Source organism: Aeromicrobium erythreum, assembly GCF_001509405.1.
Classification (GTDB): Bacteria; Actinomycetota; Actinomycetes; order Propionibacteriales; family Nocardioidaceae; genus Aeromicrobium; species Aeromicrobium erythreum.
In genome coordinates, this window is record NZ_CP011502.1 from 3,488,520 (window position 1) to 3,502,916 (window position 14,397).

Consider the following 14,397-nt stretch of genomic DNA (forward strand, 5'->3'; position numbering starts at 1 on the left):
CCCCAGCACCGATCACGCGGGAGCCCACGGGAGGTTCGGGTCGGGGTTCGGCACCTGAGGAAGAACCTGGCTGATCGCGGCGATGATCTGCGTGTTGTTGATCGAGATTTTGTTCTCAGCGAACGTCCCCTTGATGCTTTCGCGGCGGTCCTTGTACTGCACCGAGCCAGCGATCGAGAACGGTCCGATGCCGAGACTGGCCTCAGCCTCGATCTCGCGCTTCATGCGTTCCTCGACGGTGTTCTGGAACTTGCCGAGGATCTCGACGTTGCGCGCCAGGATGACGGTCGTCGGGATGGCGACGAAGGCGCCCGTCGGGACGATCTTGTCCTTCAGGCTCCCGCCAGACGACAGCTCCGCAGCGGGTGCCGTGGGCTCGAACTTCCACGCCCGACTGTTGAAGACCAATGGGTTCATCCAGTTGCGACTGATGGTGACCCTCATCAGCTCGCACTTGAAGGAGAGACTGGTCTCCTCGACCTTGATGTACTCCTTGTCCTCCTGATAGCTGCCGGAGCCAGAGATAGTGACGATGCCGAACTTGCCATCGAGGTTGCCGGCGACACCGATGTTGGTCGACGTCGACTGGTTGTTGAGGTCTTTCTCGACGAACTCGAACTTCGTCCATCCTTCGTCCTTGAACCAGCTTGCGTACCGGGGCGCGAGAGTGGCGGGGGGAAAGCGCAGACCACTCGGCAGCTCGCGCTCGTTCTCGGCGAACCGCTGGTCGAGCTTGTCCCAGAACGCCGACCCGTCTCGGCCCTGGAGCTGCTTCATGATGGCGAGATTGGTCTGCTGCTTGATCTTGCCAGCCGCGACCCACTTGTCCATGGCCGACTTGACCTTGGCCTTGAGGGCCGCCGACGGTGCCGGCCCGGTCTTGTTCTCGTAGTTGGCCTGCGCGGCGTCGTACTCAGACACCACGGCCCAGTACGCGGTCTCGGCGGCGTCGCACTTCTCTTGACGCTCCTCGTAGTCTTTCTCAGCCGCTGCGAGCTTCGCCTTCTCCTTCTCGCTCAGATCGGCGATGGGGTAGGTCTTGAGGTCGAGAATGCTCTTGTACGCATCGGAGACGCGCAGAGCACCGGGCGTGTAGGTGAAGTTGAACATGGGCGCCGTGTCGAACAGCTGCGAGATCTCCTGGTCGTCGTCCGCGTTGTTGACCGGGTCGAGGTTGACGGGCAGGTACTGACCCGGGTTGTAGATGGAGAGGAGAGACTCTCCGATGGTTCCCGGATTCTCCTTCGAACCGGCACCGACCGCGATCGCAAGCTTGGAGTACAGCTTCTCGTAGAGGGTGGCATTGTAGTCAGTCATGGTTCCATCGCCTTTATCGTTGATCGATCATGCGAACTGATTCCCTCGTTCGCGGCAGGGTCAAGCTGTAGAAAACTGAGATCACGAACGCGAGCACGGATCCTCGCGCGACTCGTCGTTGGGAAGCACGGCAGGTTCCTAGAGCCACGTCTCGATGGTCCTGATGACGTCGCTGGTCAATCTGACGGCAAAGTTGGACTGCAGCTCGCTGCTGCCGGCCACGTGGATGCCTACGATCCGAGGAACGTCGCCTTCCTCGTCCTCTTCGAAGGTGCACCTCACAGCCGCGCCACTCTGACCGTTGAACGTGCTGATGCGGTACCACAGGAACTCAGCAGCGGGCGGCGGCGTCAAGGGGCCAGCCGCGTTCCACATGGTGCCGGCCGTCTTGTCGCCCGGGTACCCAGCGATATCAGCGGTTCGATCCACGAGAGTCTCGTCGCTGGCGTCGTACAGGAAGGGGAAGGCACCTTCCGCGGGGTCGAGTCCTGTCTGCAGGGACACCACGCCAAAGTCGTAGAGGTACCGGGAGTAATCACGAACCACTCCGCCGGTCGCGGCGGGGTCCGCGGGCGACAGCGTCCTGTACTCCTCACTCACGTGAGCATCCCTGAAGCCGACCGGAGGGTACGGCCGGTCCGTGCCGTTCTGCGCGAGCGAGAAAATGACCGAGCTCGCCCTCCCCCCGCGCCTGTCTTGATAAAGGTTGTGACCGCAGGTGAGCACCCGGTCTCGGTCGATGAGCGTGCCGGTTCCGGTGCCGCGGCTCCCGTCGGGAAAGGTGATGGCGAGCTGGCCGACCCACGAGAACGGCGTGACGGTGGTCGGATCCACCCGGACACGTCCGTCTGGGGGAAAGACACTGTTGAGGATAGGCGCACCTGTCCGAGACTGATCTTCCATGCGAAACACCCCTGACTGATCGATCATGAAAACTGATAGATAAAACCGTGCAACCCATCCCAGCGAAGACTCGAAATCCCCAAGATCCCTACGCTGCCGGAGGGGCCATCGCTGAACTCGTGGCGAGGAAGTTCAGAATCGGGATGCACTGCCACCTCGTCAATGGACGGGGCGATAAATGGGACGTACAACCCGCCGAACCCGATCGAGACGCGAAAAAGGGGCTCTCGATAGTTCCTGCGAACTACGGCGTCACGCTTCGGCCGGCTAGACGTTGCAGGACAGGAACGTGATGACGCGGGGCAGCGTGACTCGTTCAGAGCCCAGGAGCTCGACGACCTCCGTCAGCGTCGGAGTCCACGCCTGAACCCGCCTCCTCCGCGTTGCCGACGCCCCAGGTCGTGAAGGTTGATCACCTCATGACTCGGCGAGATGAGGGCATTCGCCTTCGCTTTCGTGGCAAGCGGGTTAGCGTCCGACATCCCTCTCACGATCTGGACCGCTCATGCCCAAGGACACCCCGCTTCTTCGACCACTCAGACTTCCTCGGCCGTCGACGACGACCGAACCCGTCCTCAACGTCGCCATCTACCCCTACCTGCCCCGCCCCCTCCAGTTCGAGGACGCGATCCGAGCCCAGTGGCAAGCGGTACGACCCGACGGCCCAGAGCTCAACTTCGTCGACTACGACTGCTACTCCGCCGATCCACCGAGCACGCTCGACGTGTTCACCTTCGACGCGATCTTCATCAACCACTTCCAGACAGCCGGCTACCTCCTGCCGATCAGCGAGCCCCTCGACGGCGACTTCATGGACTTCGCCCAGCGAGCGGTCACCGTCGAAGGGCAGGTCGTCGCCTACCCCCAGCTCGGCTGCCTCAGCTCCCTGATCGTCCGCAGCCTCGACGTCGACCTGCTCGACGCTGTCGGCAGCGACGGCATCCTCGACGTCCTCGGCGTCGCCACGGACCCCACCACACCCCAACCGCCGACCGACTCGGGCCTGCTCCTGGACTACACGGGCCGCACCACCGACGCCTGCGAGTACGCCCAAGCACTCCAGCAGCAGGACCACGGCTACGACGTGCCGTTCCAGCCGCCACCGACGGTCGATGAGAACGCCATCGCCTCCCTGCTGAACTACACCAAGGCCGCAGGCCGCGCGCAGGCTGGATACGAGGATCCCGCCTCCCAACGGCTGCAGTGGTTCACGACCGGATCAGGGCGCGCCCTCGCCGGCGTCACCGAGAGCCTCGCGACGTTCCCCGTCGACCAGATCCAGAACTACACCGTCCGAGCCAAACCACTCGCCCCCGCGAGCGCCCAGGGCGAGAACTGCTTCTTCGTCGACGGAGTCGGCATCAACCCTCGAACACCCGACACCGCATCCGCACAGGCGCTGGCGCAGGTAATGACGTCCCTGCAGGTGCTCGGGCAGGGCTGCAGAGCCCGCACCGCAGACGAGAACCCCCAGTACCTCATCCCGGCACGCCAGTCCGTTCTCGACGACCTCGCCAACCAGTACCCCCTCTACAGCACCATCCGCACCATCGTCATGGGCTCCCCCCGCCACGCCTTCACCGTCGACGCGAGCGTGCGCGACTGGCTCACCGCACAAGGCGCGGTCATCCGCGACCAGCTCCTCGAGAACACCGTGCCCGAGAACGACACCATCGTCGTCAACGACCACCCCATCCACCCCTCGCTCGCGCACCTGCCAGTGAATCTGGCACGCAAGAGGTGAACACCGCGGCAGACTCCGAGACCCGGGTCCTGCACGTTGCGTCGACGACGACGGATCGGTGCGCCAGGGCGTCCTCGAACGCGCCTGCGCAACAATCGGAGACGGGCACGACGGGGGCCTGTCCCTGCTCGTCCAGCCCGACATCGATGCACGAAAAAAGCCGCCGGCGTTGCCGCCCACGGCTCTCTCGTTCTTCCTCGTGCTTCTCGTCTGGTGCGCGAGGGGGGATTTGAACCCCCACGCCCTTGCGGACACTGGCACCTGAAGCCAGCGCGTCTGCCGTTCCGCCACTCGCGCGTCGTTCCCTGAGGAACAGTCGCCGAGTCTAACACCACGGCTCCCACGCACCCGCACCCGCCCGTCGGTGGCTGGGCAACCGCAGCAGGGCTCCTGGGGGTGCTGGGGCACCGATGCCGGCGCGCGGGTTGATGAGCCACCGATGGAGAGGGCGGCGGGGCTGGGGTGGGGCAGGAAGAATGGAACGCGTTCCCACGTCAATTCGCGTGCGTCGTGCCTGCCGATACCATCGTCGGGACCACCGACGACCCCACGCACGTGACCCGGCAGGAGGCGAGAACCGATGGCAGGTGTGCTCAGCCGCTTCGAGCAGCGGCTCGAGGGCGCAGTCACCGGCGCGTTCGCCCGAGCCTTCCGCAGCGCCGTGCAGCCGGTGGAGATCGCCGCCGCGATCCAGCGCGAGGTCGACAACTCCGCCCACGTGCTCTCGCGCCAGCGGATGCTCGTCCCCAACGACTTCACCGTCGAGCTCTCGCCCACCGACCACGGCCGGCTCGCCCCCTTCGGCGACACCCTCACCACCGAGCTCGCCACGCTCGTGCAGGAGCACGTCACCGAGCAGCGCTACACCCTCGCCGGGCCCCTGCGCATCGAGCTCGTCGAGGCGCCCGACCTCGGCACCGGACGCTTCCGCGTGCGCAGCCGCACCAACGCGGCCGTCCGGCCCGTCGAGGGCGCCCGCATGACCGAGACCGCCGTGCGCAGCTCGCAGGTCGTGCTCGAGGTCAACGGCCTCAAGCACCCCCTCACCCCGCCCGGCGTCGTCGTCGGACGCGGCAGCGAGGCCGACCTGCGCATCGACGACCCCGGCATCTCCCGCCGGCACGCCGACATCAAGGTCCACGAGTCCGGCGGCAACACCACCGTCACCATCACCGACCTGCAGTCGACCAACGGCGTCGTCCTCAACGGGCACCGCGTGCAGACCGCCTCGGTCGGCAACGGCTCGGAGATCCGCCTCGGCAACACTGTCCTCACCATCCGCATCACGACGAGCGAGGACCGATGACGGACCTGACCCTCACCCTCATCAAGATCGGCTTCCTCGCCGTCCTGTGGCTGTTCGTGCTGTCGGCCGTGTCGGTCATCCGCTCCGACATCTTCGGCGCGAAGGCACCGAACCAGAAGCCCGCCAAGCAGCCCCGCGCCGCAGCCGCCGCGAAGCCCGCCAAGAGCCGCAAGCAGCGCACCCCGCGCGGCGCGCCCACCAAGCTGCAGGTCGTCTCCGGCCCCAACTCCGGCCAGAGCGTGCCGCTCGGCGACGGTCCCGTCCTCCTCGGCCGCGGCACCGACGCCGCGATCCGCCTCGACGACGACTACGTCTCCACCCGCCACGCCCGCTTCGCCACCAACGGCGAGCAGTGGTTCGTCGAGGACCTCGGCTCCACCAACGGCACCTACCTGGGCAGCCAGCGGATCACGTCCCCCACCCCGATCGGCCTGGGCATCCAGGTCCGGCTGGGCAAGACCATCGTCGAGCTGCGGAAGTAGGACGATGTCCCTCACCCTGCGCTACGTCGCGCTCACCGACGTCGGTCTGCGCCGCTCCAGCAACCAGGACTCCGGCTACGCGAGCAGCCGCCTCATCGCCGTCGCCGACGGCATGGGCGGCGCGGCCGCCGGCGACCTCGCCTCGGCCGAGACCATGAACGTCATCCGCCAGCTCGACCGCGAGCTGCCCGAGATCGACCCGCTCGAGGCGCTCCAGAAGGCCGTCGCCCACGCCAACCAGCGCCTCGGCGAGCTCGTCGCCGAGGACCCGTCGGTCGAGGGCATGGGCACCACGCTCGAGGCGATGCTGTGGGACGGCGAGCGCTTCGCCACCGCCCACATCGGCGACTCGCGCGCGTACCTCCTGCGCGACGGCGAGCTGACCCAGATCAGCACCGACCACACGTTCGTGCAGAGCCTCGTGGAGGAGGGGAAGCTGACGCCCGAGGAGGCGCGCGTGCACCCGCACCGCTCCCTCCTGCTGCGCGTCATGCTCGGCCGCGACGACAACGACGCCGACCTCGAGTGGTTCGAGGGGCAGGTTGGCGACCGCTTCCTGCTGTGCAGCGACGGTCTGTCCGACATGGTCGACGACGCCACCATCCAGCAGCTGCTCAGCGCCGAGACCATCGACCAGGCCGCGTCCGACCTGGTCCGCACTGCGCTCGAGAACGGCGGCTACGACAACGTCACCGTCGTCATCGGCGAGCTCGTGCCCTCCGGTGCCGTGTCGGAAGAGGAGCTCTCGTCGGCCGACGGACGCCCGCAGCTCGTCGGCGCGGCCGCAGAGGGACCCCGCCCCCGCACCGGCAACGCCTCCGGTGGCTCCGGGAAGGCCCGCTCGCGCGAGGAGCGCAAGGAGCGCAGGCGCGAGAAGGAGGTCGACCCCGAGGAGCTGCGCTACGCGCCGCGCCCGCCGAGCAAGTGGCGCTGGGTGCGCCGCCTCGTCGCCCTCGCCGTCGTCGTAGGCATCGTCGCCGCCGGCGCGTTCTACGCCTACCGCTGGTCGCAGGACCAGTACTACGTGGCCTCCGCCGACGGCAAGGTCGTCATCTACCGCGGCGTCCAGGCCGACCTGCCGCTCGTCACCCTCAAGCACGTCGACGAGGTCACCGACGTCGAGCTCGACACCCTGCCCACCTTCCGCGCGCAGCAGGTGCGCGGCGGCATCGAGGCCGACAGCCGCGCCGACGCCGAGCAGATCGTCGAGAACCTGCGCGGCCTCGCCGAGGAGCCCGAGCCGTCGCCCTCGCCGAGCCCCTCCCCCTCGCCGTCCCCCTCCGCGTCGCGCACCGCCGACCGGGAGCGGTCCGCATGAGCACACCCACCCTGGTCCCGCGCAAGCGACGCGGGGCCGAGCTCACCCTGACCCTGCTCGCCGTGCTCATCGGCGTCGGCGCCTACTGCGCCGTCGGCCTCGGCGCCGAGGGTCGCGTGCCGGCCGACGCGCTGCGGCTCGTGATCTTCCTGGTCGCGGCCGCCGTCGCCACGCACCTGCTCGTCCGCAAGGTCGCGCCCTACGCCGACCCCGTCCTGCTGCCGCTGGTCATCTGCCTCAACGGGCTGGGACTGGCGATGATCTACCGCATCGACCTCGGCTACCAGGCGATGGGCAACGACGCGTTTGGCCCGCTCGCCACCAACCAGCTCATGTGGTCGGGCATCGGCATCGCCCTGTTCGCCGTCGTGCTGCTCGTCATCCGCGACCACCGTCGTCTGCAGGCCTACACCTACACCTTCGGCTTCGTCGCGCTCGCGCTGCTGGTGCTGCCGCTGCTGCCCGTCATCGGGCAGAACATCCGCGGCGCGCGCATCTGGATCAACATCGGCCCGTTCAGCTTCCAGCCCGGCGAGGCCGCCAAGATCTGCCTGGCCATCTTCTTCGCCGGCTACCTCGTCGTGAAGCGCGACGCCCTCGCGCTCGCCGGCCGACGCTTCGCCGGGATCGACCTCCCGCGCGGCCGCGACCTCGGCCCCATCGGCGCGGCCTGGCTGATCAGCATCGCCATCCTCGTCTTCCAGCGCGACCTCGGCTCGTCGCTGCTGTTCTTCGGCCTGTTCGTCGTCATGCTCTACATCGCCACCGAGCGGCCGGGCTGGCTCGTCGTCGGCGGCAGCCTGTTCGTGGCCGGCGCCTACTTCGGCTACCTCGCGTTCGGGCACGTGCGCGTGCGCTTCGACGCCTGGCTCGACCCCTTCTCCGACCCCGACCGCAACGGGCAGATCATCAACGGTCTGTTCGGGATGGCCTACGGCGGCGTGCTCGGCACCGGCTGGGGGCAGGGCAGCCCCCAGCTCACCCCGTTCGCGTTCTCGGACTTCATCGCCTCCGCGATGGGCGAGGAGCTCGGCCTGACCGGACTCATGGCGATCCTCGTCATCTACGGCCTGGTCGTCGAGCGCGGCATGCGCATCGCGCTCACCTGCCGTGACGCGTTCGGCAAGCTGCTCGCCGCCGGCCTCGCCGTCTCGATGGCGCTGCAGATCTTCGTCGTCATCGGCGGCGTCACCCGCCTCATCCCGCTGACCGGCCTGACCACGCCGTTCATGGCGCAGGGCGGCTCGTCCGTGGTCATGAACTGGGCCATCATCGCGCTGCTCCTGCGCATCAGCGACCAGACCCGACGCCCCGCGCCCGAGGTGTCGCAGTTCGACCACGACGAGGAGACCCAGGTGGTGAAGCTGTCGTGAACAAGCCCATCCGCAACCTCGCCGTCGCCTGCCTCGTGCTGTTCGCGGCGCTGCTGATCAACGTCAACTACGTGCAGTTCGTCGAGGCCGGCGACCTCAACGCGCGCCAGGGCAACAAGCGCGTCATCGACGCCGACTTCAGCCGCGACCGCGGCGCGATCCTCGTGGGCGACGAGCCCGTCGCCGAGAGCAAGCCGAGCAAGGACCAGTACAAGTTCCAGCGGGTGTACCCGCAGTCGACGCTGTACGCCCCGCTCACCGGCTACTTCTCCTACATCTACGGCAGCGCCAACCTCGAGCGCTCGCAGAACCAGGTGCTGTCCGGCAGCGACAACCGGCTCTTCGTCAGCCGCGTCGTCGACCTGCTCGCCAACAAGAAGCCCCAGGGCGGCAGCGTCGAGCTGACCATCAACCCGCGCGCGCAGAAGGTCGCCGCGAGCGGCCTGGAGGCGCTCGGCGAGGGCACGAAGGGCGCCGTCGCGGCGCTCGACCCCAAGACGGGCGCCGTGCTCGCGATGGTCAGCCAGCCCTCCTACGACCCCAACGTGCTCGCCAGCCACGACTTCTCGAAGGTCACCGAGGCGATGAAGCGTCTGCAGGCCAACGAGGACGACCCGCTGACCAACCGCGCGACGCAGCAGATCCTCCCGCCCGGCTCGACGTTCAAGCTCGTCACGGCCGCCGCGGCGCTGGAGGACCTCAACCTCAAGGCCGACAGCCGCGTGAAGGGTGGCGCCAGCCTCTCCTTCCCCGGCATCCAGTACACGCTGCCCAACGAGAACGGCGGCAACTGCGGCGGCGACCCGATCACCTTCGAGCAGGCCCTGCAGGTCTCCTGCAACGTCTCCTTCGGCGACCTGGCCGGCAAGATCGGCCAGGACAAGCTCGACGAGCAAGCCCGCAAGTTCGGCTTCGGCACCGACCCGCTCGAGGGCCTGGCCAGCAACGCCAGCCAGTTCACGGCCGAGGGCACCGACCTGGAGGCCCCGCAGCTCGCGCAGAGCGGCATCGGTCAGTTCGAGGTCGCGGCCACCCCGCTGCAGATGGCGATGGTGGGCGCCGGCATCGCCAACGACGGCGTCGTCATGAAGCCGCAGGTGGTCAAGTCGGTCCGCTCGCCCAGCCTGCGCGTGCTCGACTCGCTGGAGCCGGAAGAGCTCGACCGCGCCATGAGCGCCGACAACGCGGCGATCCTGCGCTCGATGATGGTGGCGACCGTCCAGTCGGGCACCGCCACGTCGGCGCAGATCCCCGGCGTCCAGGTGGGCGCCAAGACCGGCACCGCGCAGTCGACCCCCGACCGACCCCCCTACGCCTGGTTCGTGGCCCTCGCCCCGGCGAACGACCCCAAGGTCGCCGTCGCCGTCGTCGTCGAGTCCTCGAGCACGGCCCGCAACGAGATCGCCGGTGGACGCCTCGCCGGCCCCATCGCACGCTCCGTCATCGAGGCGGTGCTCGGTGAGTGACTTCGACCCCCCTAGGGAGAGTGACCCCATGACCGGATCCGGCGACGAGCCCATCCTGCTCGGCGAGCGCTACGAGCTCGGCGGGCTGCTCGGTCGCGGAGGCATGGCCGACGTCCGCGTCGCGCGCGACCTGCGCCTCGGCCGCACCGTGGCCATCAAGCAGCTGCGCGCCGACCTGTCCTCCGACGACACCTTCCAGGCCCGCTTCCGCCGCGAGGCGCAGTCGGCCGCCGCACTGAACCACCCCGCGATCGTCGCCGTCTACGACACGGGCGAGTCGACCGACAAGCACGGCAACCACATCCCGTACATCGTCATGGAGTACGTGGAGGGCCAGACGCTGCGCGAGATCATGCGCGACGACCGCAAGATCCTGCCCGAGCGCGCCCTGTCGATCACGGCCGACGTGCTCAGCGCGCTCGACTACTCGCACCGCTCCGGCATCATCCACCGCGACATCAAGCCCGCCAACGTCATGCTGACGCCGTCGGGCCAGGTCAAGGTCATGGACTTCGGCATCGCCCGCGCGATCGCCGACTCCTCCAGCGCGATGACGCAGACCGCGGCGGTCATCGGCACCGCTCAGTACCTGTCGCCCGAGCAGGCCCGGGGCGAGACCGTCGACGCCCGCTCCGACATCTACTCCACCGGCTGCCTGCTGTACGAGCTGCTCACCGGACGTCCGCCGTTCGTCGGCGACAGCCCCGTGTCGGTCGCCTACCAGCACGTCCGCGAGGACGCCCGACCGCCGTCGCAGCTGAACCCCGAGGTGACGCAGGCCGTCGACCACATCGTCGCGAAGTCGCTCGCGAAGCGCACCGACGACCGCTACCAGTCGGCCGCCGACATGCGCAAGGACCTCGAGCGGGCCATCGCCGGCCAGCAGGTCGAGGCCCCGACCGCGGCCACCTCGGTCGTGCCGGCCGCGACCGCCGTCGCCCCGGCCGTGGCGGCCGCCGCGGCCACCGGCACGCAGCCCGCCGTCGAGGACGAGGAGGAGCGCAAGAACCGCAAGCCGCTGTACTGGGCGCTCGCGATCCTGCTGCTCCTGCTGCTCGCCGGCATCGGCATCTACGCCTACAACCAGGCCAACCAGCCCCCGCCGGCGCCCGCCCAGGTCGAGGTCCCCGACGTCACCGGCCAGGACGCCGTCGCGGCGCAGCGGACGCTCGAGCGCGACGGCTTCACCGTGCAGACGCAGGAGCGCGCCGACGGCGACGTCGAGGAGGGCAACGTCGTCTCCCAGGACCCCGAAGGCGGCACCGAGGTCGACAAGGGGACCGAGGTGACGCTGGTCGTCTCCACCGGACCGGCGCAGGTCCAGGTGCCCAACGTCGTCGGCTACACCTTCGACGAGGCGAAGGCCGCGCTCGAGGGGCAGGGGCTCAAGGTCAAGCGCGAGGAACGCGCGTCGGACCAGAGCCGCAACTCCGTCATCAACACCAACCCCGCGGCCGGCGTCAGCGTCGACGCCGGCACGACGGTCACCGTCATCGTGTCGCAGGGCGAGGTACAGGTGCCCAACCTGGTCGGCATGACGCAGGAGGAGGCGGAGAAGACCCTGCAGGAGGCCGACCTCGAGGTCTCGGTCACCGAGGACCCGATCGCCACCGCACCGAAGGGCCAGGTCACCAACCAGGGCACGCCGGCGGGCACGTCGGTGCCGCCGGGCACCACCATCGAGATCACGGTGTCGAGCAACGAGGGCGACGACCAGGGCGGCGACCAGGCCGACGGCAACGGTGACGCCCCGGACGGCAACGGCGACGGCGCCGCCGACCTCGACCTCACCCCCGGGCAGTAGCCGGACTCTCCTGACCGGCGGCCACGCCGGTCAGGAGAGCGCCGACGCGTACCGCAGGACGGTCGCGCCACCGTAGGGCGCGACCACCAGGTCGTCGCCCGTGGTGACCTTCAGGCCGAGCCGGAACTTCGTCACGTAGCGCTCGAAGTTCGCCACCTCGGGGGACGAGCCGAGCGAGTAGGTCATGCCGGGCACGTCGCCCACCGCCTCGATGACGTACGGCGGCGAGAACGGCCGCCCGTCGATGATGACGTTGGAGCCGACGCACACGATCGCCGTCGTCGACACGAGCCGCTGGCCCTGCAGGCTCACGGCCTCGGCGCCCCCGGCCCACAGGGCGTTGACGAACGCCTGCAGGTCCTGCTGGTGCACGACGAGGTAGTTCGGGTCGATCCCGGCGGAGTCGGCGTCGCGCGGGGCGTCGGTCAGCGTGACCCGCATGCCCGGCCCGCGCACCGTGCTGAGCCCGGCCAGGTCGCGCAGGGTGCGCAGCCGTCGCACGATCGCCTCGACCCCGCTGGCGTCGTCGGCAGCGGCGGTCGCGGCGTCGATCTCGCGCTGCAGGTCGACCACGTCGGCCTGTCGCTGCTCGACCCGACGCTCCCGCTCGCCGACCAGCGACGCGACGTCGCCACCGGCCGGTCGCAGGTCCTGGCCGTCGGACGTGCGGTGCGCGGCCGCGGCGGTGAGGCCGGCCACCAGGCAGACCCCGAGCACCGCGACGGACCAGCCGCGCGACGACCTCGTCCGCGAGCGTGCACGCGTCCCCGACATGCGAGCACCTCTCCCCACTCCGACACCGTCCGCGACGCCGACTACGCTAGCCCAGAACCTGCAGACGGCCCAGAACCTGCAGACGGCACCGAAAGAGATCCCCGTGGCCAAGAACAGCACCCCGAGCACGGTCCGCACGCGCCGAGGCGGCTGGGCGCACCCGCTCGCCCTGCTGCTGCTGGTGGTGGCCGTCGCCTGGGCGGTCGGCGCCTTCTTCACGGTCTCCGACCGCTCGTTCCCGAAGATCGGCGCGATCCCGGGCCTGTTCGACCTCGGCGCCTGGAACTTCGCGATCGCCGCGGTCATCGCGTTCGCCGCCTCGTCGGTCGCCTCGCGCACCCGCCCCGAGCCCGAGCCCGGCACGCCCACCGGCAGCCGGTTCGCCGCGCCGCTGATGATCGCGTCGGCCGTCGTCGGCCTGCTGTGGATCGTGGTCTTCTACGTCATCTCCGGCACCGACATCACCATCCCGGTCTACTCCGACCTCGGCGACTGGAACATCGTCATCGGCATGGGCTTCATCGTGGCCGCGTTCGGCTTCGCGATGAAGTGGGAGTGAGCCCTACCGGAACGTGACCTGGTCGGCGGGCACGTGGCCGTGCTCGTTGTAGGTGAGCAGCCGCGTGCCGCCGCGCCCGACGATGAGCGTGGTCACCGACGCGTTCACCACCACCCGGTTGAGCGGGATGAACAGCGACGCGTCACCCGCCAGCAGGTGCGACGCGACCAACGCGATCGGCCCGCCCGACGTGAACACCGCGACGCGTCGGCCCGACCCGGCCTGCGCGACGGCCTCGTCGAGTGCGCGCAGCACCCGGGCGGAGAACTCCGCGAACGACTCGACCGGTGACGGCGCCCCGCTGACCCACGCGCCGAGCGCGGCGTCGAGGTGCGCCTGGAACTCGCGAGGGTCCGTCGTCGGCGTGACCTTCTCGCCCGCCAGGGCGAGGTGGTCGTACTCGTCCCACCCGGCGTCGACGTCGTAGAGGTCGCCGTCGACCGCGTCGAGCACCGCGACGGCGGTCTGGGCGTGCCGTCGCAGCGAGCCGGCCACCGACCAGTGCGGCCGGAAGTCGGCCGCCTCCCAGGCGAGCCCGAGCCAGCTCCCCTGACGGGTGCCGAGGGCGGAGAGCTGGTCGTAGTCGTCGCTGCCGAACGAGGCCTGGCCGTGCCGGATCAGATGGATGGCGCCCACGGTCGCAGGCTAGCGGGTGTCGGGCGGGCCCGTCGCCGGGCGGACCGGCGGCGTGTCCGAGAGGATGGAGGGGACCCAGGGGACGGAGGCGGCACCGCGATGACCGCGATCGAGAGCGAGCAGGACCTGGTCGTCCTGCTGGACGACGACGGCACACCCACCGGCACGGCGCCGCGCCTCGACGTGCACGGCGCCGACACGCCGCTGCACCAGGCGTTCTCGGTGCACCTGTTCGACGACGCCGGCCGGGTGCTCCTGACCCGCCGGGCGCTCTCGAAGCGGACCTGGCCCGGCGTCTGGACCAACTCGTGCTGCGGGCACCCCCGGCCCGGCGAGGCGGTCGAGGACGCCGTGCGTCGGCGCGTCCGCGAGGAGCTCGGAGTGGAGGTGCGCGACCTGCGTCTGCTGCTGCCCGACTTCCGTTACCGCGCCGTCGACGCCAGCGGTGTGGTCGAGAACGAGGTCTGCCCCGTCTTCGTCGCCCGCGCGGACGGGCCCCTCTCGCCCGACCCGGACGAGGTCGGCGAGCACGCCTGGGTCGCCTGGTCCGACCTCGTGGCCGCCGCGCGTGCCACGCCGGCCGTCTACAGCCCGTGGTCGGTGCTTCAGGTGCCGCAGCTCGACGCCGAGCGTGCCCGGCTCCCCCTCGGCCCGCCGCCCGCGGGCCGGCTCGAGTCGTCGGACGCCGACGCGCCGGTGCGCGTCACGCTCGACG

Annotated in this window: 12 protein-coding genes, 1 tRNA gene and 1 pseudogene; 9 read left to right on the forward strand and 5 right to left on the reverse strand. The window is 69.5% G+C overall.

All coding sequences use genetic code 11. The annotated features are described in order from the left end of the window. Positions 1 to 12 precede the first annotated feature (12 nt). Together Aeryth_RS16455 and Aeryth_RS16460 are read right to left on the reverse strand one after the other, a co-directional pair. The gene (locus Aeryth_RS16455; protein ID WP_067860864.1) at positions 13 to 1,317 is read right to left on the reverse strand and encodes a hypothetical protein; all 1,305 of its coding nucleotides are present in this window, start codon (positions 1,315 to 1,317) and stop codon (positions 13 to 15) included. 138 nt (positions 1,318 to 1,455) lie between these two features. Then, positions 1,456 to 2,151 (reverse strand): trypsin-like serine peptidase, encoded by a 696-nt coding sequence (locus Aeryth_RS16460; protein WP_067860866.1) that lies wholly within the window; start codon positions 2,149 to 2,151, stop codon positions 1,456 to 1,458. Positions 2,152 to 2,725: 574 nt separating this feature from the next. Between Aeryth_RS16460 and bcmE the strand changes: the two genes are divergently transcribed. Further along, the gene (bcmE, locus tag Aeryth_RS16465) at positions 2,726 to 3,964 is read left to right on the forward strand and encodes a thiamine pyridinylase (RefSeq protein ID WP_067860868.1); all 1,239 of its coding nucleotides are present in this window, start codon (positions 2,726 to 2,728) and stop codon (positions 3,962 to 3,964) included. A 211-nt stretch (positions 3,965 to 4,175) separates the two neighbouring features. Here the strand turns inward: bcmE and Aeryth_RS16470 are convergent. Continuing rightward, positions 4,176 to 4,261: transfer RNA gene (locus Aeryth_RS16470), tRNA-Leu, on the reverse strand. 283 nt (positions 4,262 to 4,544) lie between these two features. Between Aeryth_RS16470 and Aeryth_RS16475 the strand changes: the two genes are divergently transcribed. From Aeryth_RS16475 to pknB, 6 genes are read left to right on the forward strand one after another with little or no spacing between them, the layout of a single operon-like run. Further along, complete coding sequence (locus tag Aeryth_RS16475; RefSeq protein WP_067860870.1) at positions 4,545 to 5,270, forward strand: FhaA domain-containing protein; 726 nt, start codon at positions 4,545 to 4,547, stop codon at positions 5,268 to 5,270. Continuing rightward, on the forward strand, positions 5,267 to 5,752 hold the full coding sequence (locus Aeryth_RS16480) for an FHA domain-containing protein FhaB/FipA (RefSeq protein WP_067860872.1): 486 nt from the start codon (positions 5,267 to 5,269) through the stop codon (positions 5,750 to 5,752). Before Aeryth_RS16475 ends, Aeryth_RS16480 begins: the two co-directional genes overlap by 4 nt. A 4-nt stretch (positions 5,753 to 5,756) precedes the next feature. Then, positions 5,757 to 7,070: a PP2C family protein-serine/threonine phosphatase gene (locus tag Aeryth_RS16485; RefSeq protein WP_067860874.1), complete on the forward strand. Its 1,314-nt coding sequence runs from the start codon at positions 5,757 to 5,759 to the stop codon at positions 7,068 to 7,070. Further along, positions 7,067 to 8,443, forward strand: a complete 1,377-nt coding sequence (locus Aeryth_RS16490; RefSeq protein WP_067860876.1) for an FtsW/RodA/SpoVE family cell cycle protein — start codon at positions 7,067 to 7,069, stop codon at positions 8,441 to 8,443. The genes Aeryth_RS16485 and Aeryth_RS16490 overlap by 4 nt, the downstream gene beginning before the upstream one ends. Beyond that, the gene (locus Aeryth_RS16495; RefSeq protein WP_067860878.1) at positions 8,440 to 9,909 is read left to right on the forward strand and encodes a peptidoglycan D,D-transpeptidase FtsI family protein; all 1,470 of its coding nucleotides are present in this window, start codon (positions 8,440 to 8,442) and stop codon (positions 9,907 to 9,909) included. The genes Aeryth_RS16490 and Aeryth_RS16495 overlap by 4 nt, the downstream gene beginning before the upstream one ends. Before the next feature lie 28 nt (positions 9,910 to 9,937). After that, positions 9,938 to 11,713 (forward strand): Stk1 family PASTA domain-containing Ser/Thr kinase, encoded by a 1,776-nt coding sequence (gene pknB, locus Aeryth_RS16500; protein WP_144433836.1) that lies wholly within the window; start codon positions 9,938 to 9,940, stop codon positions 11,711 to 11,713. A gap of 30 nt (positions 11,714 to 11,743) precedes the next feature. Here pknB and Aeryth_RS16505 read toward each other — a convergent pair whose 3' ends face one another. Beyond that, complete coding sequence (locus Aeryth_RS16505; protein ID WP_067860879.1) at positions 11,744 to 12,487, reverse strand: DUF881 domain-containing protein; 744 nt, start codon at positions 12,485 to 12,487, stop codon at positions 11,744 to 11,746. A 103-nt stretch (positions 12,488 to 12,590) separates the two neighbouring features. On the opposite strand from Aeryth_RS16505, the gene Aeryth_RS17755 reads away from it, so the two are divergent. After that, positions 12,591 to 13,046, forward strand: a complete 456-nt coding sequence (locus Aeryth_RS17755; protein WP_067860881.1) for a cell division protein CrgA — start codon at positions 12,591 to 12,593, stop codon at positions 13,044 to 13,046. A gap of 3 nt (positions 13,047 to 13,049) precedes the next feature. Here Aeryth_RS17755 and Aeryth_RS16515 read toward each other — a convergent pair whose 3' ends face one another. Continuing rightward, positions 13,050 to 13,682 (reverse strand): histidine phosphatase family protein, encoded by a 633-nt coding sequence (locus Aeryth_RS16515; RefSeq protein WP_067860883.1) that lies wholly within the window; start codon positions 13,680 to 13,682, stop codon positions 13,050 to 13,052. Positions 13,683 to 13,781: 99 nt separating this feature from the next. On the opposite strand from Aeryth_RS16515, the pseudogene idi reads away from it, so the two are divergent. After that, positions 13,782 to 14,312, forward strand: a pseudogene (idi, locus tag Aeryth_RS18425) (isopentenyl-diphosphate Delta-isomerase); the annotation flags it as partial. Positions 14,313 to 14,397: the final 85 nt, after the last annotated feature.